We start from the raw sequence: 21,694 nt of genomic DNA, 5'->3' as shown, positions 1-21,694 counted from the left end.
TTCAGGCATTATGAAGCTGCAGCAAGTCCTTGTTCTTCACGAAATAATCAATACCCGAATAGATGGTGATAATCGCTGCAGCCCAAATCGCAATATCATCCACCGGGATGCTGACGAACTGGAACGGGAAATTGTTAAGCAGAAGCAGCGAAATCGCGACAATCTGAGTGACTGTCTTTATCTTGCCCCATTTGCTCGCGGCCACTACTTTACCTTCAAGCAATGCCACCTGGCGCAGGCCGGTCACGGCAAATTCACGGCTGATGATGACAATGGCAATCCAGGAATCACATCTTCCCAGCTCAACCAGCGAGATCAATACTGCAGAGACCAGCAGCTTGTCTGCAAGCGGGTCCAGCAGTTTGCCGAGATTGGTGACCATGTTATACTTTCTGGCTATGTACCCGTCTATTCCATCTGTACTGGCGGCAAGCAGGAAAATAACAGCTGCAATCAAATGATTAATTGAAAGCTGAAATGAGCCCCAATGTATCGGTTCCGGATAGAAGCTGAAATCCACCAGCAGAAAAAACATCATAATCGGGATAAGACAAATACGTGCTAGCGTGATGCGGTTGGGCAAATTCACTGAAGTTCCTCCCCTGATCCATACGAATCCGATATTCCACAATTTTCTTCAAAACTGCTTTAGCTAGTATATTATAGCCATAAATAAGTGTCAAAAAAACATAAAATACCCCGCAAAGTAAGGTGCGTATACACTGCGGGGTACGTAAGCTTACTTTAAATTGTTAAACTGCAGATCGAGCGGCAAATCAGCTTTGCGCAGGAGCTGGATAATTTGCTGGAGGTCATCGCGGCTTTTACCGGTAACACGGATCTGATCCCCTTGAATGGTGCTCTTCACCTTTAGTTTGGAGTCACGGATCAAGATATTAATCTTCTTCGCGTTCTCCTGATCAATTCCCTGCTTCAGGCCCAGACGCTGGCGTACAGTGCCCAGTGAGGCGGGTTCTACTTTGCCAAAATCCATATTTTTCAGTGTAATTCCTCGCTTAACCATTTTCGACTGCAGGATATCAATAACCGCATTTAGCTTGTATTCATCCTCTGAAGCGATGATCAGCGCATCTTTTTCCAGCTTTAGACTGCTTTTGCTGTTCTTGAAATCGAAGCGGTTATCAATTTCCTTCTCCGTCTGATGGACCGCATTGGTCAATTCCTGCATATCCATTTTGGATACAATGTCGAATGAACTTTCCGAACTCATGATTCCACGTCCTTTGCTTACATTTAGTCTGTTCCTATTATATGAGAAAGGGACTCCTAAGTCTAATACTGGAAAGAAAAGTACCACAGGCATTACAAAACAACCCCACAAAGTGGGGCCCTGGCTTCCAGAGATAGAACGTAAAAGAGATAGAGCGTATAACTATGTATTAAGGATTACATTATAAAAACACGTCTCCCGAAGCAAACTCCGGGAGACGCTCACATCCAGGTATTATCTGCTGCGTGCAGGAGCCCGGAACATATCCAGAATCCCGAGCACAATATGTGCCAGTCCGAAGCCCAGAATACCATAGCCCCAGGCACTCGGTGTCAGATAATAACCGAGGAGACTGACAATAATGCCAAGTCCTGTTACGATCCAGCTGACGGTCATGAGAGAATACACCTCACTTTGGAGTAAGAACTGTAAATCATTCCTAGGTTCTCCAATCCGCCGAAACCTATACATTGGATTTGCTATTCGGTTGTGGCACTCTCACCGTCAGAAGCAGCATTAGCTGCATCATCAGTGCCGGAGGCAGAAGTTCCGTCATCCAGCTCCAGAAGCAGCCGGGACGATGTTTTGCCATCGGTGATAACTTGTCCGTTTACTGAAATTGTGGTAGCCGGGGAATATCCGGATTTGATGTACATTCCTGCACTTCCGAGCGTAAAGCTCATATTATCGCCAGCCTTAGTGTTCCCGAAGCTTAGCTTCTCCCCCTTGGAGTTCTCACCCTGGTAGACTTCAAGCCAGCTGACTCCCGTCGCGGCAATCTCTACCTGAACCGAGCTTCCCGCAGGTGCCGTAACCTTATAGATTGTCGTTTTGCCCGACTTGCGGTCCTCTGTAACCGTTATGGACTGCGTGGACGGAGTCGGGGAAGGCACCGGAGTAGCAGTTGGTGCAACAGTCGCAGTTGCTCCAGTATCCGTAGTAGCTGTAGCTGCTGCACCGCCGCCGGCCGCTGTGGCTGAAGGCTGAACCTTCGCCGGATCTTGCGTAGCGGCAGTCAAACTCCCCGAATCCGTTTTGTCCGCCTCTTCTTTATTCATCGTTGAAGATGCATACAGATAGATGACCACAAGGATTAAGACAGGAAAGGTCCACATCAGCAAGGTAGGCAGCCACTTGGCATTCCGTTCCGTTTCAGGCTTGCGGCTCCGCTTCTGGATCACTGTCTCCATGGTGGTATCGACCGGAGCCGCAGGCACATTGCCGTGCTCCTCCATCAGTTCATCCGGGTTTACCCCGACCGCTTCAGCATAGGTTTTGATAAAGGCCCGGACATAGAAACTTCCCGGAAGCACTTTATAATCACCTGCTTCGATGGCTTCCAAATATTTTTTGCGGATCTTTGTTACTTCCTGGACATCATCAAGACTCATCCCTTTTTGCAGACGCGCCTCCTTCAAATGCCGGCCCAGTTCCGACATACCATCACCCCCTAAAAATATAATATATATTAAAGATCATCACTGTAGCTTGTCGTAAACGACTCGTACAATATCTCTTCGTTTGGCGTATTGCGCAGCTCGATAATGATATCGAAATCATCAAAGGTGTATTCGGATTCCCGCACAAAAATATCCGGGTGCTCAATCACCTTGGTGCTCGGCATACTCATAACGTTCTGCAGCAGGTTGTAATGCTTCTCATTCGAACGTATAGTGCTGACAATTCCGTCAATGATGAATACATTATTCGGGTTCAGCTCATCATCCGCCAGTTGGCTCCGTACCGTCTGCCGCAGCAGCGTCGATGAGACAAAGGTCCAGCGCTTCATGGCACATACACTGCCGGCAATAATAGATTCCGTCTTCCCTACACGCGGCATGCCTCGTAGACCTATAACCTGATTCCCTTCCCGCTTAAACAATTCACCGAGGAAATCCACCAGCAGTCCGAGCTCATCGCGGGTGAAGCGGAAGGTCTTGCGGTCATCCGAATCGCGGTCAATATATCGTCCATGACGGACGGCAAGCTTATCCACAAGGCGCGGAGAACGCAGTGCCGTAACCGTTATATTATCAACTTTTTTGAGCATCTCGCCCATCAGCATGATCTTCTCATCGTCACTGGTTTCCAGCAGCATCCCGCGGGTTTTGCCTTCAACACCGTTAATCGTCAGGATATTGACTTCCAGCATTCCCAGCATTGAAGCGATATCTCCAAGGAGACCGGGTCTGTTCTTATGTATCTTGTACTCCATATACCACTGTTTATATTCCACTTTAGCGCACCTCATAGATTCCTTTTCCCTGCATGTCACTTTCGCTACACGGGTCATGTTAATGATATATAAAAAAATTTTGAAAGGCAAGGACACTGTTGTAATAATTGCAGAAAAGCTCCCGCAAGGGGAGCTTCTTCCGCATGCTTATGCGTTTTTCTTTGCCAGTTTGACCATGAGTCCAGCAATGGTATGCTTCTCATCATCCGTTCCGACATCCCAGAGCTCTTTGATGGCCCGGTTGGAATAGTTGCCCGGATCGACCTTCTTATCGAGGAATTCCCCGATTTCAAAAGCCAGCTTGGTGATGGTCTCGTCGCTCATCCCCATTTTTTCGGCCTGAATGACCCGGTCTCCCAGAAAGCTTTTCCAGGTATCAAAGTTCTTCACTACGGAATCTGTTGACATCTTAAATCCTCCTCAAGTTGTAATGATATTGAGATTTAAAAGCAACAGTTATAATATGTCTCAAGCCGGAAGTTCTTATGCTGGAGCATTTCTCCAGAACTCATGCTGACTGGCCTTAAGTAATCCAGCCGCCGTTCGGACTGATGATCTGGCCGGTAATATAGCCCGATTCAGGCAGCGCCAGAAAATAAACCAGCGATGAGATATCTTCAGGAGAAGCAAGCCTCCCCGCAGGGATCTCATCCTCCAGCATCTTCACCTCATCCGCCTGCAGATTGGCCAGCATGGCTGTTTGGACCGCTCCCGGTGCAACGGCATTGACCGTAACCTTGGAAGGTGCCAGCTCCTTCGCCAGCGCCTTGGTGAAAGCATTCACTCCGCCCTTGCTGGCCGAATACGCCACTTCACAGGAAGCGCCCGAAATCCCCCATACGGAAGAAACATTAATAATCCGCCCGTAACGCTGGGAGACCATATAAGGCATAAAAATCTGGCTGCACATAAAGGTGCCCTTCAGATTCACCGCCATAATATCGTCCCACACTTCCTCCGTTACATCGGCCAGCATGCCATAATGCGCCTTCCCGGCATTGTTGACCAGAATATCCGGCATCATGCCGCTGGCCTCAAGCCGCTCGGCCATACGCACAAGCTGGCTGCGGTCCTTCATGTCCGCAGCCACAGTCATCACCTTTGCCCCCAGCGCCATGCACCGCCGGGCAACATCATTTGCCGCTTCATGCGAATTCATATAATGAATCACAATGTTCATGCCTACCGAAGCAAATCGCTCGGCGATGGCTCCGCCGATTCCCCCGCTGCCTCCGGTAATGAGCACTGTCATTTCGCCAATCGCTTTGCTGCCCTCTCCCGGTAATGCCATTAAGGACTCACCACAAGCGACACAGCCAGCTGCTCCCAGTCCACATGATTACGCAGCCGGTCATTCACTTCCTCCAGCGTGATCGATTCATAGAGGGGAAGCACTTCGAACAGATCTCCGCCGCGGAACTGGTAACGGGTGAACTCATGGGCAATGCTCTCCGGCGAATTTAGCATACGCAGATAGCCACCGATTTTCTTTTTGCGGGCACGCTCGAAATCCTTCTCTGCGAAGCCCGTCTCCTGGATATGACCAACCTCTTCTTTGATCCGGTCAAGCAGAAGGCCCGGATCTTTGGTATCACCGCCGATTGCCGAGAACGCATATTGCGGGGAGCTGTTAAATTCATGGCCGAAGCTGTCCGAGATCAGTTCCTCATCATAGAGCTTCTGATACAGCGCCGTACTGCTGCCGAGCAGCAGATCCAGCATCAGTCTGGTGGTCAGATCACGGCGAACTGCAGCCTCACCCGTGAGGCCATCCACCTTTTCCTTGAACCCGAACATCATTTTGGGAATGGAGACCGCGAGCCGGCTCTCCACATGCTTCGATGCCACCTCATGCGGCTCGTGCTCGAAGATACGGGTGATTTCACCCTGCTTCTCATAATTTTTACCCTTTTGATTGTTGCGGATCAGTTCAAATACCTTCTCAGGATCGACACCGCCGACAATGAACAGCAGCATATTGCTGGGATGGTAGAAGGAGTAGTAACAGGTATACAGCGTTTCTTTGGTGATGGTTGCGATTGACTCGATGGTTCCGGCAATGTCAATATGAACCGGATGTTTGGCATACATCGCTTCGATCAGCCCGAAATACACACGCCAGTCCGGGTTATCCGCATACATGTTAATCTCCTGGCCGATGATCCCTTTTTCCTTCTCCACATTCTCATCCGTGAAATAAGGACGCTGCACAAAATCAACGAGCGTACTGAGATTCTGCTCAATGTTCTCCGTCGCCGAGAAAAGGTATACCGTCTGGTCAAAGCTGGTGAATGCATTCGCAGATGCGCCGTTGGAAGCAAAGGTGGCAAAGATATCGCCTTCGGGCTCTTCGAACATTTTGTGCTCCAGGAAGTGGGCGATACCGTCAGGCACGGTGGTTTCTTCCCCGCCCGCTACCTTAAAGTGATTGTCTACAGAACCGTATTTGGTCGCAAAGGTAGCGTAGGTTTTGAGAAAAGACGGCTTCGGCAGCACATACACCTGCAGACCGTTATCCATAACCTCATGATAGAGTGTTTCTTGAAGTCTTTCGTAATGGAGCTTTTCCACCGCTATTCCTCCTTCCCTGTCAGGAAATAAATCGTATCAAGCTGGAAGGTGTCAGCCGCAGCCTTCACTTCTTCCGCCCCGATGTGGTCAACCTGGTCCATCAGTTCCTGTGCAGAACGGTCTTTGCCGGATATCTGGCGGTTGAAATCAAACGAGATCATCTCAAATGCGGAATCCTGAATTTCGGACAAAAGGTTGCGGATCATCGCTTTGGTCTGGCTCAGCTCCAGATCACTGATATTGCCGGCCTTCAGCTCATCAAGCTGCTTGCGGATGATATCAACGGCCTTGCCGTAATTCTGGGTCTCAATTCCCGATTGAATCGTCCCGATGCCCTTATGCCCGTCGTAGCGGGAGGAAGCATAATAGGCCAGGCTCTCTTTCTCGCGCACGTTGACGAACAGCTTCGAATGCGGATATCCGCCGAGGATGCCGTTGTACATAAGCGCAGAAGCGTATCTGTCATCCTTGTACGTGATTGAGGTACGCATACCCATATTCAGCTTGCCTTGATTGACATCCAGCTTCTCCTCCACCGTCCGCACTTCCGTAACCGTTACCGGGGTGAAGTCTGAGGTGTACGGCGCAGATTCGGAATGATGCGCGCGGCCGAAATTGGCAATGACCAGCTTCTCCACTTCTTCCGGTGTAGTATCACCTACCACGTACAGATCAAGGGTCGCTCCATTCAGCCAGGAATTATAGGACTGGTATAGCGATTCAGGGGTAATGGCATCCAGATCGGCTCTTTGTCCGAGCGGATGCAGACGGTAGGGTTCAAGGCGGCACATTTCCTCAATGCAGCGTTCTGCCGCGTAACGGATTTTATCGTTCACAATCGCTTCCAGCTTCTTGCGGACGGTCTCGCGTTCAGTCGCCACATAGGACGCGCGGAAGCTTCTGTCCTCCAGCAAAGGCCGGGTCAATACTTCTCCCAGAAAAGCAAAAGATTCTCCAAGCAGGCTCTCCTTGCTCTGTACGAAGGAGTCATTGATCGTGTCCATCCGGAACTGCACGATCTGATAATCGCCGCGTTTGTAGATGTCGAAGCCGAAACCTGCACCATAAAGCTCCTCCAGACGTTCGCGGAACTGGGTGGTTTCAGGGTAGGAGGCTGTGCCCCGGCGGAGCACAAAAGGAACCAGCGCTGTAGGGGTGACGGTACTTTCGTCAAGCGGAACGCCGGCATAAAGTGAGATGGCGAACGTCTTGAACGCCTTGGTCGGCAGAACGTGTATGCGCATGCCTGCGGCGTTGCCATGTTGAAATCCATTATTTGTCAAGTCCAAAACTCCTTTGCGGCGTGGGTAGATGCTATACAACAAGTTTATGAAGTATTATCCATTCTAAACCATTCCAAAGTAAGGAAGCAACCGGAAGACAGCGTACCGGTTGCTCTCAGAAAGGATTTATACGGACGCTGTCATGCTGCCATTAATGCCTTGCTGTGCAAAAACATTCCTTCAGCTACATACAGAAAATATGCTCACCGATCGTCTTCACCTGCGGACGGCTCCAGATCCATTTGGAAGTAGCTGTCTTGGGATTGAAATAATAGAGGCAGCCGCCGGAAGGGTCCCAGCCGTTAAGCGCCTGCTGCACTGCCTTGCGTGCCTGTTCATTAGGCTCCAGATAAATTTGTCCGTCAGCTACAGCCGTAAAGGCTCCGGGTTGAAAAATCACACCCGAAGGCGTGTTGGGAAAGCTCGGCGATTTAACCCGGTTTAGAATAACCGCCGCCACCGCTACCTGTCCTTCAAACGGCTCCCCGCGTGATTCACCGTAAACGGCATTAGCCATGATTTTCAGGTCATTTTCGGACAGCCCCATCGTATTGCCGGAAGACAGCTCAGCTGTATTCGTTTTGGCTGTATCATTCTTTTTTGCCGCCGTTCCGGATGATGTATCCTTATTGGCGGTCGATGTCTTGGGGGCTGTAGGTTTCCAGGCTGTTGTTGCATTGTACAGTTTGAGCTTTGTTTTGGCACCAACAACTCCGTCGGATTTCAAGCCGAATTTCCACTGGAACCAGGTGACGGCATTTTTGGTTTTGGCTCCGAACTGGCTGTCAATGGGACCGGCATAATAGCCAAGATGCTTAAGTCTCCCCTGCAGCTCATACACATCCTGTCCGGAAGATCCAAGCTTCAGCGGCGTTGTGCCAAAAGCGGGTAATGCTTCTTCCCCTTCGTCAGGAAATTCCGTTATAACCGGTGCTGCTGCATACGATTGGGCGTACGTCACGCCGCGTTCTTCAAAGAATACGCCGGCAAATGGTGCGGCGGCCAAGGCAAGGGTTAGTGCGGCAAAGATCCACTGCTTATGTTTTGTCATGGGGGTTCGCTCTACCTTTCTCTTGTAAGTTCTGCATGAATGGCTAAAGTTATTATGACGACTCACAAGACATCCTATGCATTACCGTAAGACTGGCAAGAGCAAATCCATTGCAACTGAGAACAATTATCAACTATACTTGGGTTATGAACCAACAGGAGTTGAGAAGAATCATGAATCTGAAGGACCATATCATACTGTGGAACCACGCTTTAATAGAAGTTATTGATATCCGCAAGGCCTCTTTCACTTCGGGAGAACCTCCGCTGCTGTACCGCCTTCCAGCCAGTACATATATGTATGTCATACGCGGCAGTGCAACTGTGCTTATAGATGAAATTTCATTTGAAATCAGCGGCTCCAGTGTCATTCATGGCGGCAAAGGCATGATGATCAAAGTGCTCAAGACACAGGAAATCCTGGATTATTACTTAATTTTGTACAGATCCACACTTACGCTCCCCGGACGGCGGAATCTTACAGCACTTATGGAGCGCAGCCGGCCTTTTAGCAAAATTTACAATTTCACTCCAGGCAATCCGCTTCCGCTGTACGAGATCCTGATCCAGATGTATGGCGAATGGCAGCAAGGCGGCGTACTCGAGCATCTGCATGCCAAAGCCTTGTTCTATCAATGGGTCCATGAGCTGCTCCGTCAGCTCCATGCGCAGGATATTCAGCCCCTCAAAGCGGATTCGCTGGACCAGGCAGTACGCTACATGCACGACAGTTACAGCAAACCATTCACGCTGGATGCACTCGCCGGCACACTCGGGATGAGCCCGAGAACCTTGTCGAGGCTTTTCCGGATGAGGCTTCAGACCAGCCCTGCCCAGTATATGATACAGATCCGTATGGACAAAGCCCGGGAGCTGCTACTGAATACAGAGTCCACGCTGCATGATATTGCGCTTGCCGTCGGCTACCCGGATGCATATCATTTCGGGAAAATGTTCAAAAAGCATTTCGGCACCTCGCCGGTAAGGTACAAAAATTCCCTGCTAACCGTGTCAAACTGGCCGGAAATACCATCCGCTGTGTCCGCTTATGACATTGCCTGGGAAGACACTCTCCGATATATTGATGATGATAATCATTATCAATATAACCCAAAAGGAGCGTCACCCATGTTCAGAACGGCTAAACCATCCCTAATGCTCACCTTGTTGTTATGCTTCACCATAGTGTTAAGCGCGTGTTCCGCAGGAGGTGCCAACAACACTACAGCGGGCAATGCCAGCAACTCAGGAGCCGCTTCGCCTGCTGCGACTGCAGCCGCTACAACATCCCCTGATAACACTGCAGCCGAGGCCCAGACCCGGACCATCTCCACCGTCAAAGGAGACGTAGAGGTTCCAGCCGATCCCCAGCGTGTGGTAGTACTGTATCTGCTGGGCGATGTCCTCGCACTTGGTATCAAACCCATAGGTGTATCTGATGTATCCGAAGGCGCAGCCTTTGAGAATGAATTGAAGGATGTACAGAAACTGGGCACCTGGTTTGAGGCTAGTCCTGAGGCTGTACTCTCGCTGGATCCCGATCTGATCATTGTTCCTTCTGAGGAGACCTATGCAGCACTGCATGACATCGCACCGACAGTGCTGGTCCCTTATGAGAAGATGACGACCGATGAGCGGGTAAGGTTCATTGGACATATTTTCGGCAAGGAAGAACAGGCTACCGGCCTTTTGAACAGCTTCAATGCCAAAGTGGAGGACAGTAAGCAGAAGCTGCAGGAAGCGGGAATTCTCGGTTCAACGGTCTCCATCATGGAAGGCGGCGCAGACCGCAGCATGGTAGTGGTCATGAGCAAACAATATGGCCGGGGTTCACAGGTCATTTATGAATATCTCGGAATGAAGGCGCCTGAGATTCTCCAGCAAAAAATTGATTCCAAGAGCGATATGGGCGGTGATTCCGTATCCTTTGAAGTTCTGGCCGATTACAGTGGAGATTATATCTTCCGTTCTTCCTACGATGGGATGGCTGATCTGACTGCCGATCCGCTCTGGAACAGCATTCCGGCAGTCAAAGAAGGCCGCCTGATGGAGATTGACTTCGGATTATCCTATTACAGCGATATCTATTCGCTGAACGCACAGCTTGATTTCATTGTGGACAAACTGCTTGCAGCACCCCGGGTGAAATAATTTTAGATTGACCACAAATTGCCTAACTTAAAAAAGATGACCCGTATCTACTTCTACGGGTCATCTTTTTTGGGTTATGAACTGATTCTGTTATGCTGATACTGTTCAAGGGACATCAGCACCTCACGGGGCTTGCTGCCCTCGTAAGGCCCGATCACGCTTCTTGCCTCCATGGCATCAATTAAACGTGCAGCACGGGTGTAACCGACCCGCATGCGCCGCTGAAGCAGAGACACCGAGGCTTGCTTGGCTTCCAGCACAATCTGGACGGCTTGTTCATATAATTCATCCTGCGGATCCTGATCCTCCGATAGGGTATCATCCACTTCAGGAACAAGGGATTCATCATAATTCGCTTCACCCTGGCTGCTTACATACTGTACAATGGTTTCGACCTCCTGATCGCTCATGAAGGCCCCCTGGACACGAATCGGCTTGGAAGCTCCCATTGGCAGGAACAGCATATCCCCCCGTCCCAGCAGCTTCTCTGCACCCGGCATATCCAGAATGGTCCGTGAATCCACATTCGAAGATACTCCAAATGCAATCCGCGAAGGAATATTCGCCTTAATCAGTCCGGTAATGACGTCCACGGAAGGACGCTGTGTGGCGATGATCAGATGAATTCCCGCCGCCCGCGCCATCTGGGCAAGCCGGCAGATCGCATCTTCGACATCATTCGCCGCCACCATCATCAGATCGGCAAGCTCGTCCACAATTACTACAATGTAGGGCAATACCGCTGCCGGATTATCTTTCATTAATGTATTATAGCCTTCCATATTACGCGTGCCTGACTTGGAGAACAGCTCATACCGCTTCTCCATCTCCACCACTATCTTCTTCAAGGCAAGACTGGCCCGCTTGGGATCGGTAACCACCGGCGCAAGCAGATGCGGAATGCCGTTATATACATTCAGCTCAACCATCTTAGGGTCAACCATGAGGAACTTTACTTCATTAGGCTTCGCCTTATACAGGATACTGGTAATAATGCCGTTAATGCAGACGGATTTACCGGAACCGGTAGCCCCCGCTACCAGCAGATGGGGCATCTTGGCCAGATTGCCTATAATCGTCTGACCGGAGATATCCCGTCCGAACGCAATCGACAACCGTGACTCTGCCTCCTGAAAAATCTGCGTCTCCATTACTTCACGCATGGTTACAATTGAGACCTCGGAGTTCGGCACTTCAATACCGATGGCTGACTTGCCCGGAATCGGCGCTTCCATCCGGATATCCTTGGCTGCCAGCGCCAGCGCGATATCATCGGTAAGATTGACAATCCGGCTGACCTTCACGCCGATATCCGGTTGAATCTCATACCGGGTAACAGCCGGTCCCCGGACAACCTCAAGCACCTTCGCCCGGACACCGAAGCTCTCAAGTGTAGCTTCCAGCTTACGGGCCGTCTGCATGTAGTCATTCTGGTCTCCGGCCTTGGCTCCGTTATTAGGCTTGGCCAGCAGCCGGAAGGATGGAAGCTTGTACGGCTTGGGCGGAGGAGGTGGCGGAACTGCCGGAACCACTTCACCATTCTCTGCCGTTCCCAGCAGCCCTTCCAGCTCTACAGGAAGTCCGTCCTCTGCAGCTTCATCCGCAAGTGCAGGATGTCCGGCAGCAGCAGGGAGAGCCTCATCGCCCGCTCCTGTAACACCGCCGCCGCGTGCAGCCGGCGAGAACTCGCTCCACTCCTCCCGGTCCTCCGCATTCAGACCTTCCGAGCGGATGTGCTCGAAGAAGTCGCGGATGATCGGGGTAACCGGCTCCAGATCTTCTTCGGGGAATTCATCCTCGCCGAAATCTTCCGGCGGCATTCCCCTGCCGGCCGCAAGCCCGGATATTATCGGACCGTTCCGCGGTTCTGTCAGGATTACATCCGGCAGTTCCCCGTCATCATATTCTTCCGTCCCGGGCTGCTGCTGATTACGGGCGGAGCCGCTGAACCAGCCGGCCACTCTTCCCAGCAGGTTCGGCTGTGCACGTCTAGGCAGCTGATTATTGTTCTCTTCTTCATCGTCTTCGTAGTAGTCATCATCATCTGCCGGCTGCGGTGCAGCAGGTGTGCTGTTTCTTGCAGCTCTGGGCACTACCGGAACCGCTGCAGGGCGGTTGGCTGATCTGAGCTTTATTCCTTCCACCAGCTTAACCGCTCTTACCCGGAGCAGCGTAAACAGCTCCACATACGACAGATTGGTAATCAGCATGAAGCTGATCGCCAGCAGAACAATCATAAGCAGCTTGGCGCCCAGATTGCCGAACAGCCACAGTAGAGCTGCATACTCCAGCGCTCCGATGTACCCTCCGCTGATGTCCTTGCCGAGCATGTACACGCTGCTCTCACCAGCGCCCGGAGACAGTGAACCCGAGAGGTCATTATGTATTTGGGCCAGCACATTGCCCGGATGCAGCATTCCGATCGGTCCCAGCTTCTGCTGCATAGCCGAAATCGTACTCATCAGGCACATGGACAGCAGCAGCAACAGCCCGCCGGTATACCGGCTGTTCCAGGTGGACGGCCATTTACGGTGAATCATGACCATCAGTCCATAGAAAATGCCGGCCAGCGGCAGCACAAAATAGAATCTGCCGAGTAAGTATCCCGCCATACTTGAAAGAGAGCGCCCTACAGCCGCTTCACCTGACAAAGCAATGACGGAGATCGTAATAAGCAGAATTCCATAGATTTCATATTTTAAAACGCTGCCCAGCAGCGCTTTTTTCTTTTTCTTTTTTCTTTTTTTAGCCACGCCAGCCACCCCCACAACATTATACCATATAATGGCGTGGCGTACCTATGTTCTCTTTTGTCAGAAAATGCATCTATAGGCAGTATGTTCGCATTTATTTGTCTAATTGAATGACCGATCCGGGGGACAGGGCTGCCTCCAGATACCTGTGCAGCGGACACTGAAGCAGCCTGACAATCCGCGCCTGACCGCCTTCAAGCGGTTCGACCTGCATCAGCATCCCTTGATAGCTGACCTCCTGCACCGGCAGCGCATAATTAAGTGCACCCTCAAACACCTGCTCCATCGGCAGAATCGTATAAAAGGTCATTGAGTCAGTCCTCCCGGCGCCAGATGATCAGGCGAAAGCGAAACGTTTCCCGCAATCATTTGGTTCAGATGGGCCAGAGCAGCTCCTATACCGCCCACCTCATCCATAAGACCATATTTCACGGCATCCTGTCCGCCGACAGCGGTACCGATGTCACGGTTCAGCTCTCCGGTTTTGAACATCAGGTCTTTAAATTGCGACTCTGTAATACGGGAATGCGAAGTTACAAATTTAACCATCCGCTCCTGCATCCGCTCCATATATTCGAAGGTTTGCGGCACTCCAATCACGAGACCGTTCATCCTGATCGGATGAATCGTCATCGTTGCACTCTCGGCAATAATGGAATAGCTGGAGGATACCGCGATCGGGACGCCAATGCTATGGCCGCCGCCGATTACCACTGTCACAGTTGGCTTGGACAAGGAGGCAATCATCTCGGCAATGGCCAGCCCGGCCTCCACATCCCCTCCGACGGTGTTCAGGATAATCAGCAGCCCTTTAATATTCTTATTCTGCTCGGCGGCAACCAGCTGGGGAATGATGTGTTCATATTTCGTAGTTTTATTATGCGGCGGCAATACGAAATGTCCTTCGATCTGGCCGATAATCGTCATGCAGAAAATATCCGGCTCCCCTGTAGGAACCGCCGTTTGCCCCAGCTCCTTCAGCACCCCCACCGGTCCGGGCAGCACAGGTTCACTGACCCCGGGTTTGATCTCTCCAGGCATAATCTCTTCGTTCTTGCCGCTGTTCATGCTTGCTTCTGTGAAGTCCATTGTGCGCAGCTCCCCCTTTCTGCTTACAGCACCCATCCGCTGCAGCCATACTATCTCCTGGTAGTATGACATTCCGGGGGACTCCCTTATGCAAATCCGGTTATAAAATATCAGTCTGTGTTTGTTCAAGTTAATAGGGATCTGCTACGGCACCAAGCACTGCCCCCCGGATATAGGGTTGTCCATTCAAGCTCTTCAGACCTGCGGCAGAGCCGGTGACAACAACTCCCAGAATCCGGACATCTGCCGCGTCAGGCTCAGCCTTATCCTTTTTGAGGTACCGGCTGATCCGGCTGTATTCGCTATAATAATTGTCTTTATACTCCAGCCCGGATTGAAGCCATCCCAGAAAATCCACCGGCGATACCTCACCGCCATTATCATTGGGTCCGGTGCCGAACCCATAAATGCCTGAGGAAGATGATACAGGCTGCGGACTTATCATTACGCCATCCCAACCCTCGTGGGATTTCAGATAGAACCCGGAACTTTCGTCATACGTATCCACCCAATACCATACAGGTCTGGCCTCTTTAGGAAGCATTCTTTTCACCTCCTCGAAGGAATAGGGTTGATCAAAAGACAGCGCCATCTCAGCCAATTCATCCGGTTCCATCGCGGTAAGCAGGTTAAGGTCATTGAGGATTGAACTGTCGTATTCCACGCCCGGAATGTAATAGGCCATCTCCTTTTGCCCATTGTGCGGGTTATACTGCCGTCTGAACGCCTGGCTGTCCGGATTTCCCGGGGGCGCTGACTCCTGCAGATTGGTTGTTCCCCCATAAGCTCCGGTAGCAAACGGAAACCACCACTCGTTATAATTGAACCATTTCTCATTCCACGGAACAGGTACGCCTTCAATGATCTTATAAGTATTCATTTCCAGCACTCCAGATAGGAATCCGCGGTTGTCTCTATAGCTGGACGTATATTCATTGGGACTGCTAATCATCAGATATTTCCATTCACTCATCTTTGTCTCAGCGGAGCGGTGGGCCACCAGCTGTGCCGCACCGAAAAATATCGCGGTCAATGTAATAAGGGTAACGAGCAGTGAAATAACAATACTGCGGATTATGCTTTTACGTTTAGCTTTTTTTAGTGTCAGGGCCAGATTCTGATCCTCTTGTCCTTCCCATGGGGCTGTCATTCAGCCTCACCTCCGTAAATGTGTTGAAACTGCTGCCTGGCACGGTACAGAGAAGCCTTCACTGTACCTTCTGTGACTCCCAAGAGCGCAGCAATTTGTTTATAGGAGAACTCCATTTCATACTTCAGCAGAATCAGCTGGCGGTTCGCCGGGTTCATCCTGCCGAGGATCTTCTCAATAAGTATTTTTTGCTCCTGCTGCAGCAGCATGGACTCCGGCAGTTCGCTCTCCGGCGCTTCATAATCGTGAATTTCTTCGGAATACCGGAACCGGGCCTGCCTCCGGCACAGATCATAATAGCTGTTAATCGCTACCTTATAGAGCCAGGCACTGAACTTATGGCCGTCAATCCCGTCAACATACAGTAAGGCTTTGTATATTGTATCCTGTACGATGTCTTCCGCATCTGCACTTCCGGCACCCAGCCGGATTAAATATCTGCGTATTTCTGCCATTTTGGATTGGAGCAGCTGCTCTTTGTTTCCAGCCCCCACTTTCACACCCCCTTGGCAGTATAACGATTGAGCTCCTTAAATGTTGTGTCCGCCGGCAAAAAAAATCTTATAGCTGCACAAAAAGCCCCTCCTCCCCAGGAAACCGTCCAATATTTCCGGGGAGAAGGGGCTATTGCCCTGCATATATTCTAAATGAAGCTTTGAATTATACTTCCATGATGATCGGAAGGATCATCGGTCTGCGGCGTGTCTGCTCGTAGAGGAAACGGCCAAGCGAGTCTTTGACACTGGTCTTCAGAGAAGCCCACTCATTGACCTTCTCGCTCATCAGACGCTGCAGCGTACCGGATACAATCCGGTTAGCTTCGTCCAGGAGACCTTCAGACTCCCGCACGTAGACAAAACCGCGGGAAATGATATCCGGTCCGGAGACAATAGCTCCATTCTGCTTGCTGAGTGTTACCACTACAACCAGAATTCCGTCCTGGGACAAGAGCTTACGGTCACGCAGTACGATATTGCCGACATCGCCGACACCAAGTCCATCAATGAGCACGTTGCCTGCAGTAACCTTGCCGGCTCTGCGTGCTGCTCCTCCGGAAATTTCAATCACTTCGCCAAGCTCCGTGATGAAGATGTTGCTTGGTTCTACACCGACGGACTCTGCAAGAATTGCATGTCTGCGCTGCATACGGAACTCACCGTGAATCGGAATGAAGAATTTCGGCTTCATCAGGTTGAGCATCAGCTTCAGCTCTTCCTGGCTGCCGTGACCGGATACGTGAACACCGGAGTTGGAGCCGCTGTAAATTACATTGGCGCCAAGACGGAAGAGTTCATCAATGGTACGGCCTACATACTTCTCATTACCCGGTACTGGTGTAGCTGCAATAATAACAGTATCGCCCGGCATAATGTCTACCTTGCGGTGACTGGAGCGCGCCATACGGGTCAGCGCGGACATTGGTTCGCCCTGGCTGCCTGTGCAAAGCACAACTACACGGTTGCCGGCCATTCTGTTCATTTCTTCCGGTTCAATCAGCATACCGTCAGGAATGTACAGGTAACCGAGCTCGGAAGCAATGGAAACTACGTTAACCATACTGCGTCCGATTACAGTAATCTTGCGGCCTGTCGATTCTGCTGCATTCACCACCTGCTGGATACGGTGCACGTTGGAAGCAAAGGTTGCTACAACTACACGCTGTTCAGCTTTACGGAAAATATCTTCCAGAACAATACCGACATTCTTCTCCGAAGGTGTAAAGCCCGGCTTTTCGGCATTGGTACTGTCAGACAGCAGTGCAAGCACACCCTTCGATCCGATTTCGGCCATCCGGTGCAGGTTCGCAAATTGACCGTTAACTGGCGTGTGGTCGAATTTGAAGTCACCTGTGTGGACAACATTGCCTTCCGGCGTCTCGATGCATACACCGACGGAATCAGGAATACTGTGGTTGGTTCTGAAGAATGTTACCTTAAGCGAGGTGCCAAGCTCAATTTCCGAATCTTCGTTGATCAGAATCCGTTTGGTTTCACCCAGCAGGTTCGCTTCCTTGAGCTTGTTATCCACAAGGCCAAGTGTAAGTCTTGTTCCATAGACAGGAACATTCAGGTTCTTGAGCACATAAGACAATCCGCCAATGTGATCCTCATGTCCGTGGGTAAGCACAATCCCTCTTACTTTGTCACGGTTCTCAGTCAGGTACGAGATGTCAGGTATTACAATATCAATACCGAGCATATCTTCTTCCGGGAATTTCAGACCGGCATCCACGACTACAATGTCGTTGCCGTACTGAATAACGTACATGTTTTTTCCGATCTCGCCGACTCCGCCTAATGCGAATATCGACAATTTATCGTTGTTGTTTTTTTTCGACAAATGAATCTAACCCTCCTATGATGTTGGACGTCATACTTTTATTTGTAAACAATAAGCTTCAATTATTTCAGCGGCGCTGTAGACTTTCTTCAAATTGCTGTTAACTTTCCTTATTCGACAAAGAAATTCCGATAAGTCTGTATAATTGCGCAAGGCGAAACTCCCGAACCGGGCAGTAATATCGTCTTGAAGCGGGCAAACGCCGTCAAAATTTCATCACCGCGCCCCTCGCGCGAAAATCCGGCATGTTTAGCACAGACTTATCCAAGGACCTATCCTGTCTCACAATGTAAAATTACATTGACGGAAGATTACCGCATATTTTATTTTAACCGCACCGAATCACTTAAGGACATTATACATGATTTTTTTGGCAAAAGACAAGTCATCCTGATCCTAGTCCTATTCTTTCCTTAACAAACAGCCATTATTTGAGGAAAAGACAAGCAAAAAAGCGGTATATGGCTTGCGTTTTTTTACATAGTCTTTATACGGATCTGACAAAATAAAAAACCGCCCGCTCTGTAGAGCGGACGGTCAGCGATATATATCTGCTTAAGAAATACTGGATTGATACCTATTTAAGCAAAGCTGCAATAAAAGCTGCTTCCTCTTCCGTCGGAGAAACCAGCGGCAGCCGGACTGAACCTACGTCGATCCCGCGCAGACCCAGCGCATATTTCACCGCCGAAGGATTCGGCAGCGGCTGCGGGCATTCGAACAACCCCTTGAACACAGGAAACAGCGTCCGGTGGAGCTCACCGGCACGGCGGACATTCCCGGAAGTGAAGGCTTCGATCATCTCCAGCATCTGCGCCCCGACAATGTGGCTGGCTACGCTGATAATACCGTGGCCGCCCACAGCAAGCGTGGCCAGACCCGCAGAATCATCCCCTGAGTAGACATGGAAATCATCCGGGCAGGCCGAGGCAATCAGGGTGATCTGATCCACCGAGACACATTCCTTCGTAGCGACAATGTTCGGAATCTCGGCCAGACGCAGTGTGGTTGCGACACTTAGGCTCACCGTAGTGCGGCTTGGTACATTGTATAAGATGCAAGGCAGCGAAGTCTCGGCGGCAATGGACGAGAAATGCCGGTAGAGCCCTTCCTGATTAGGTTTGTTGTAATAAGGGACGACCAGAAGCACACCGTCCACGCCGATTTTCTCGGCTTCCTTCGTGAGCTCGATGGAATGTCTGGTACTGTTGCTGCCGGTTCCGGCGATGATTTTGCAGCGTCCGCCTGCCTGCTTTTTGACAAAAGAAAACAGCTTCAGCTTCTCATCATCGGTTAAGGTAGGCGATTCACCCGTTGTTCCGCAGACTACCAGCGCAGCGGACTTCTGTTCTTCTATCAGGTAATCGACAAGCCTTGAAGTTGCTTCCCAGTTGATTTCTCCGTCCCCGTCAAACGGGGTTACCATTGCGGTTATTAGTCTTCCGAAGTCCACTTTGAATTCCTCCTTGTCAGCGGTGCAATTCAAACTTGGCATGCAGGGCGCGAACCGACTGCACCATATCTTCCTTCTTCACCAGAACCCAAATCGTTGTATTGGAGTCTGCGGATTGCAGAATCTGAATATTTTGCGAGCTGAGCGCTTCAACAATACGGGCCATGATTCCCGGCACCCCATTGATGCCTCCGCCGATAACGGATACCTTCGCACAGCCGGACAAGCTCCTAGGACGCAGCCCCAGCTCCTGCAGCACAGAGATTGCCTTCTCCGATTTGTCATCAAACACAGTGTACAGTGCCTCGGATGGAGTCACATTAATGAAGTCTACGCTGATCCCGTTATCCGCCATGCTTTTGAAAATCTGCAGCTGTACGCCTGTTCCGTTGCCGTCCGGACATTCCACGGAGATCTGTGTAATGTTGCTGACATACGCAACGCCCGTGACAAAACGGTCAACGACTCCGTGCGAAACATCGCTGAAGCCTTCAGGATGGGTAACAAGCGTCCCTTCTGCTTCGGAGAACGTTGACCGTACACGTACCGGAATCTGAGCCTGCATAGCGATTTCTACAGCCCGGGGATGAATTACCTTGGCTCCCTGATAGGCCATATTACAGATTTCCGTATAACTGACATAAGTTAGCTGCTTGGCATCTTCGACAATCCGCGGATCAGCGGTCAGAATGCCGTCAACATCGGTATAAATATCCACCATATCCGCACGCAGTGCAGCACCGAGCGCTGTAGCCGAAGTATCGCTTCCTCCTCGGCCAAGGGTTGTGAAATCACCGGCTTCGGTTTGACCCTGGAACCCGGTTACTATTACTACTTTATGCTCACGCAGTTCGCGTAGAATGCGTTCTGTCCGCACATCCAGAATTCTTGCGTTGCCGTAGCTGCTGTCTGTTACAAATCCCGCCTGCGCCCCCGTAAGCACGGTAGAACGGATTCCTTCCTGCTCCAGCAGTCCGCAGAGGTTGGCCGCCGAGATAATCTCCCCGCAGCACATCAGCAGATCACGTTCGCGGTCGGGCAGCGAGTTCCCGCTTTGAGCCGCCAGATCCAGCAGTGTATCTGTAGCATAAGGCTCACCTTTGCGGCCCATTGCCGAGACTACAACCACCAGGCTGAACCCGCTGGCCAGCTCCCGTTTGACATGACGGATTACATGTTCTCTGGCCACCGGTGTGGAGAGCGAGGTTCCGCCGAATTTTTGCACCAAAATACCCATTTATAATTCCTCCATTACTTCTCTAAGCAAGCGCTGATAAATACGCAGAATAGCTGTTACCATCATAGAGAACGGCTCTTGCTGCGCTGGGTGCATACCTTGAAATACTGAATACAAGTGTTAATCTCTAACGGTTCATTCATTGCCTAGCGTATGCAGAACCTCGTCCGAAATCGACTGCAGCAATGCGCCAGCCATAATCTTCCCTGCACTTGCCGGTGCGACAATTCCTGGAAGGCCCGGAGCCAGGATTGCCTTAATCCCGCGCTTCTCCGCGTACCGGAAATCACAGCAGCCCGGAGCCGAAGCCAGATCAATAATTACACACTGCCTGGGCACACGCGAAAGAACCTCTGCCGTAAGAATCATGCCGGGAACGGTATTGAAGATAAGGTCAATATCATCCACATGAAGCTGCAGTGTCCCGGTCATAAAAGGCTTCCAGCCCATTTCTTCAGCACGGGCGTAATGCTCCGGCTTCCTGACCCCCACGGATACTCTGGCTCCAAGGCCTTGCAGGGTTCTAGCCATCGTGAAACCGGTTCTGCCCATGCCCAGCACCAATGAATTGGAGCCATGTATGGTGAAATCGGTATTCTGAATAGCTATTACCAGCGCGCCTTCCGCTGTAGGGATAGAATTGTATATCGCCACATCATCCCTGTCCAGCAGCTCCACTAGCTTCAGTGAATGCCTGGAACACAAGGCGCGCAAATAACTTTTGGCCATACCAGTATATACTATACAATCTGCCCGCAGCGCCGCGATATGTTCATCCAGCAGCTGCAGCGGACCGGAGGAATACAGCGCGTTAAGCTTTCCTTCCTCATCGCATCCTGCCACGGGCAGCACCAGTACATCGGCTGTGCCGAGCAGTTCTGCCGACATCGGTTCCAGACTCACCCCCGGAACCGGAGTCTCCCACTGGTCGAACCCCGCGGCACTTACCGCCGCATTCATCTCTACGCATCTGCGGATCACTTCGAGCTGTCTTGCGTCCCCGCCCAGGAATACGATCCTGATGCCAGTAAGCATAAGGAAGATGCCCCTTTCCTCAACCCTGATCAATGCTCCAGCCTTAACCTGCTGAATAAAGTGTTGAACCGCCCTCAAGATGAGGACGGCAGATATGTTACGTATGTGCTTGGCT

At 50.9% G+C, this 21,694-nt stretch carries 20 protein-coding genes; 1 reads left to right on the top strand and 19 read right to left on the bottom strand.

The genetic code is table 11. From position 1 onward, the window contains the following. Window position 1: 1 nt before the first annotated feature. The 10 genes from pgsA to sleB all read right to left on the bottom strand — a co-directional run bounded on the left by pgsA (window position 2) and on the right by sleB (window position 8,372). Window positions 2-589, bottom strand: coding sequence for a CDP-diacylglycerol--glycerol-3-phosphate 3-phosphatidyltransferase (pgsA, locus tag NSU14_RS11495; RefSeq protein WP_039294770.1), 588 nt, complete (start codon window positions 587-589; stop codon window positions 2-4). 150 nt (window positions 590-739) lie between these two features. Continuing rightward, window positions 740-1,231 carry a YajQ family cyclic di-GMP-binding protein gene (locus NSU14_RS11490; protein WP_042138080.1) on the bottom strand — a complete coding sequence of 164 codons (492 nt, stop codon included), beginning with the start codon at window positions 1,229-1,231 and terminating at the stop codon, window positions 740-742. Window positions 1,232-1,465: 234 nt separating this feature from the next. After that, on the bottom strand, window positions 1,466-1,627 hold the full coding sequence (locus NSU14_RS11485; RefSeq protein ID WP_167347618.1) for a hypothetical protein: 162 nt from the start codon (window positions 1,625-1,627) through the stop codon (window positions 1,466-1,468). Between the two features lie 83 nt (window positions 1,628-1,710). Further along, the gene (locus NSU14_RS11480) at window positions 1,711-2,670 is read right to left on the bottom strand and encodes a RodZ domain-containing protein (RefSeq protein WP_042138082.1); all 960 of its coding nucleotides are present in this window, start codon (window positions 2,668-2,670) and stop codon (window positions 1,711-1,713) included. Window positions 2,671-2,699: 29 nt separating this feature from the next. After that, window positions 2,700-3,467: a DUF3388 domain-containing protein gene (locus NSU14_RS11475; RefSeq protein ID WP_042138084.1), complete on the bottom strand. Its 768-nt coding sequence runs from the start codon at window positions 3,465-3,467 to the stop codon at window positions 2,700-2,702. A 147-nt stretch (window positions 3,468-3,614) separates the two neighbouring features. Beyond that, complete coding sequence (locus tag NSU14_RS11470; RefSeq protein ID WP_036692667.1) at window positions 3,615-3,875, bottom strand: DUF3243 domain-containing protein; 261 nt, start codon at window positions 3,873-3,875, stop codon at window positions 3,615-3,617. A gap of 115 nt (window positions 3,876-3,990) precedes the next feature. Next, window positions 3,991-4,758, bottom strand: coding sequence for an elongation factor P 5-aminopentanone reductase (ymfI, locus tag NSU14_RS11465; RefSeq protein ID WP_340944824.1), 768 nt, complete (start codon window positions 4,756-4,758; stop codon window positions 3,991-3,993). Continuing rightward, window positions 4,758-6,038: an EF-P 5-aminopentanol modification-associated protein YfmH gene (yfmH, locus tag NSU14_RS11460; protein ID WP_340944823.1), complete on the bottom strand. Its 1,281-nt coding sequence runs from the start codon at window positions 6,036-6,038 to the stop codon at window positions 4,758-4,760. Before yfmH ends, ymfI begins: the two co-directional genes overlap by 1 nt. A gap of 2 nt (window positions 6,039-6,040) precedes the next feature. After that, the gene (yfmF, locus tag NSU14_RS11455) at window positions 6,041-7,321 is read right to left on the bottom strand and encodes an EF-P 5-aminopentanol modification-associated protein YfmF (RefSeq protein WP_445670012.1); all 1,281 of its coding nucleotides are present in this window, start codon (window positions 7,319-7,321) and stop codon (window positions 6,041-6,043) included. Window positions 7,322-7,505: 184 nt separating this feature from the next. Beyond that, complete coding sequence (gene sleB, locus NSU14_RS11450) at window positions 7,506-8,372, bottom strand: spore cortex-lytic enzyme (protein ID WP_340944822.1); 867 nt, start codon at window positions 8,370-8,372, stop codon at window positions 7,506-7,508. Between the two features lie 173 nt (window positions 8,373-8,545). On the opposite strand from sleB, the gene NSU14_RS11445 reads away from it, so the two are divergent. Next, window positions 8,546-10,522, top strand: a complete 1,977-nt coding sequence (locus NSU14_RS11445) for an AraC family transcriptional regulator (RefSeq protein ID WP_340944821.1) — start codon at window positions 8,546-8,548, stop codon at window positions 10,520-10,522. A gap of 74 nt (window positions 10,523-10,596) precedes the next feature. Here the strand turns inward: NSU14_RS11445 and NSU14_RS11440 are convergent, their stop codons facing one another. The 9 genes from NSU14_RS11440 to dpsA form a co-directional block, all read right to left on the bottom strand. Then, complete coding sequence (locus NSU14_RS11440; RefSeq protein ID WP_042138096.1) at window positions 10,597-13,275, bottom strand: FtsK/SpoIIIE family DNA translocase; 2,679 nt, start codon at window positions 13,273-13,275, stop codon at window positions 10,597-10,599. A gap of 94 nt (window positions 13,276-13,369) precedes the next feature. Continuing rightward, on the bottom strand, window positions 13,370-13,585 hold the full coding sequence (locus NSU14_RS11435; protein ID WP_042138098.1) for a YlzJ-like family protein: 216 nt from the start codon (window positions 13,583-13,585) through the stop codon (window positions 13,370-13,372). Further along, on the bottom strand, window positions 13,582-14,316 hold the full coding sequence (locus NSU14_RS11430; protein ID WP_231575430.1) for a ClpP family protease: 735 nt from the start codon (window positions 14,314-14,316) through the stop codon (window positions 13,582-13,584). The genes NSU14_RS11435 and NSU14_RS11430 overlap by 4 nt, the downstream gene beginning before the upstream one ends. 178 nt (window positions 14,317-14,494) lie before the next feature. Continuing rightward, the gene (locus NSU14_RS11425; RefSeq protein ID WP_340944820.1) at window positions 14,495-15,514 is read right to left on the bottom strand and encodes an anti sigma factor C-terminal domain-containing protein; all 1,020 of its coding nucleotides are present in this window, start codon (window positions 15,512-15,514) and stop codon (window positions 14,495-14,497) included. Next, the gene (locus tag NSU14_RS11420) at window positions 15,511-16,008 is read right to left on the bottom strand and encodes an RNA polymerase sigma factor (protein WP_340944819.1); all 498 of its coding nucleotides are present in this window, start codon (window positions 16,006-16,008) and stop codon (window positions 15,511-15,513) included. Before NSU14_RS11420 ends, NSU14_RS11425 begins: the two co-directional genes overlap by 4 nt. Window positions 16,009-16,174: 166 nt before the next feature. Continuing rightward, window positions 16,175-17,854: a ribonuclease J gene (locus NSU14_RS11415; protein WP_039294807.1), complete on the bottom strand. Its 1,680-nt coding sequence runs from the start codon at window positions 17,852-17,854 to the stop codon at window positions 16,175-16,177. 577 nt (window positions 17,855-18,431) lie between these two features. Next, the gene (gene dapA, locus NSU14_RS11410; protein ID WP_340944817.1) at window positions 18,432-19,349 is read right to left on the bottom strand and encodes a 4-hydroxy-tetrahydrodipicolinate synthase; all 918 of its coding nucleotides are present in this window, start codon (window positions 19,347-19,349) and stop codon (window positions 18,432-18,434) included. Then, window positions 19,324-20,544 (bottom strand): aspartate kinase, encoded by a 1,221-nt coding sequence (dapG, locus tag NSU14_RS11405; RefSeq protein WP_039294812.1) that lies wholly within the window; start codon window positions 20,542-20,544, stop codon window positions 19,324-19,326. Before dapG ends, dapA begins: the two co-directional genes overlap by 26 nt. 135 nt (window positions 20,545-20,679) lie before the next feature. Beyond that, the gene (dpsA, locus tag NSU14_RS11400; RefSeq protein ID WP_340944816.1) at window positions 20,680-21,579 is read right to left on the bottom strand and encodes a dipicolinate synthase subunit DpsA; all 900 of its coding nucleotides are present in this window, start codon (window positions 21,577-21,579) and stop codon (window positions 20,680-20,682) included. Window positions 21,580-21,694 lie beyond the last annotated feature (115 nt).

The sequence above is a fragment of the Paenibacillus sp. FSL R10-2771 genome, assembly GCF_038000205.1.
Classification (GTDB): Bacteria; Bacillota; Bacilli; order Paenibacillales; family Paenibacillaceae; genus Paenibacillus_AQ; species Paenibacillus_AQ phytohabitans.
This window is presented reverse-complemented; position numbering and strand designations above follow the sequence as displayed.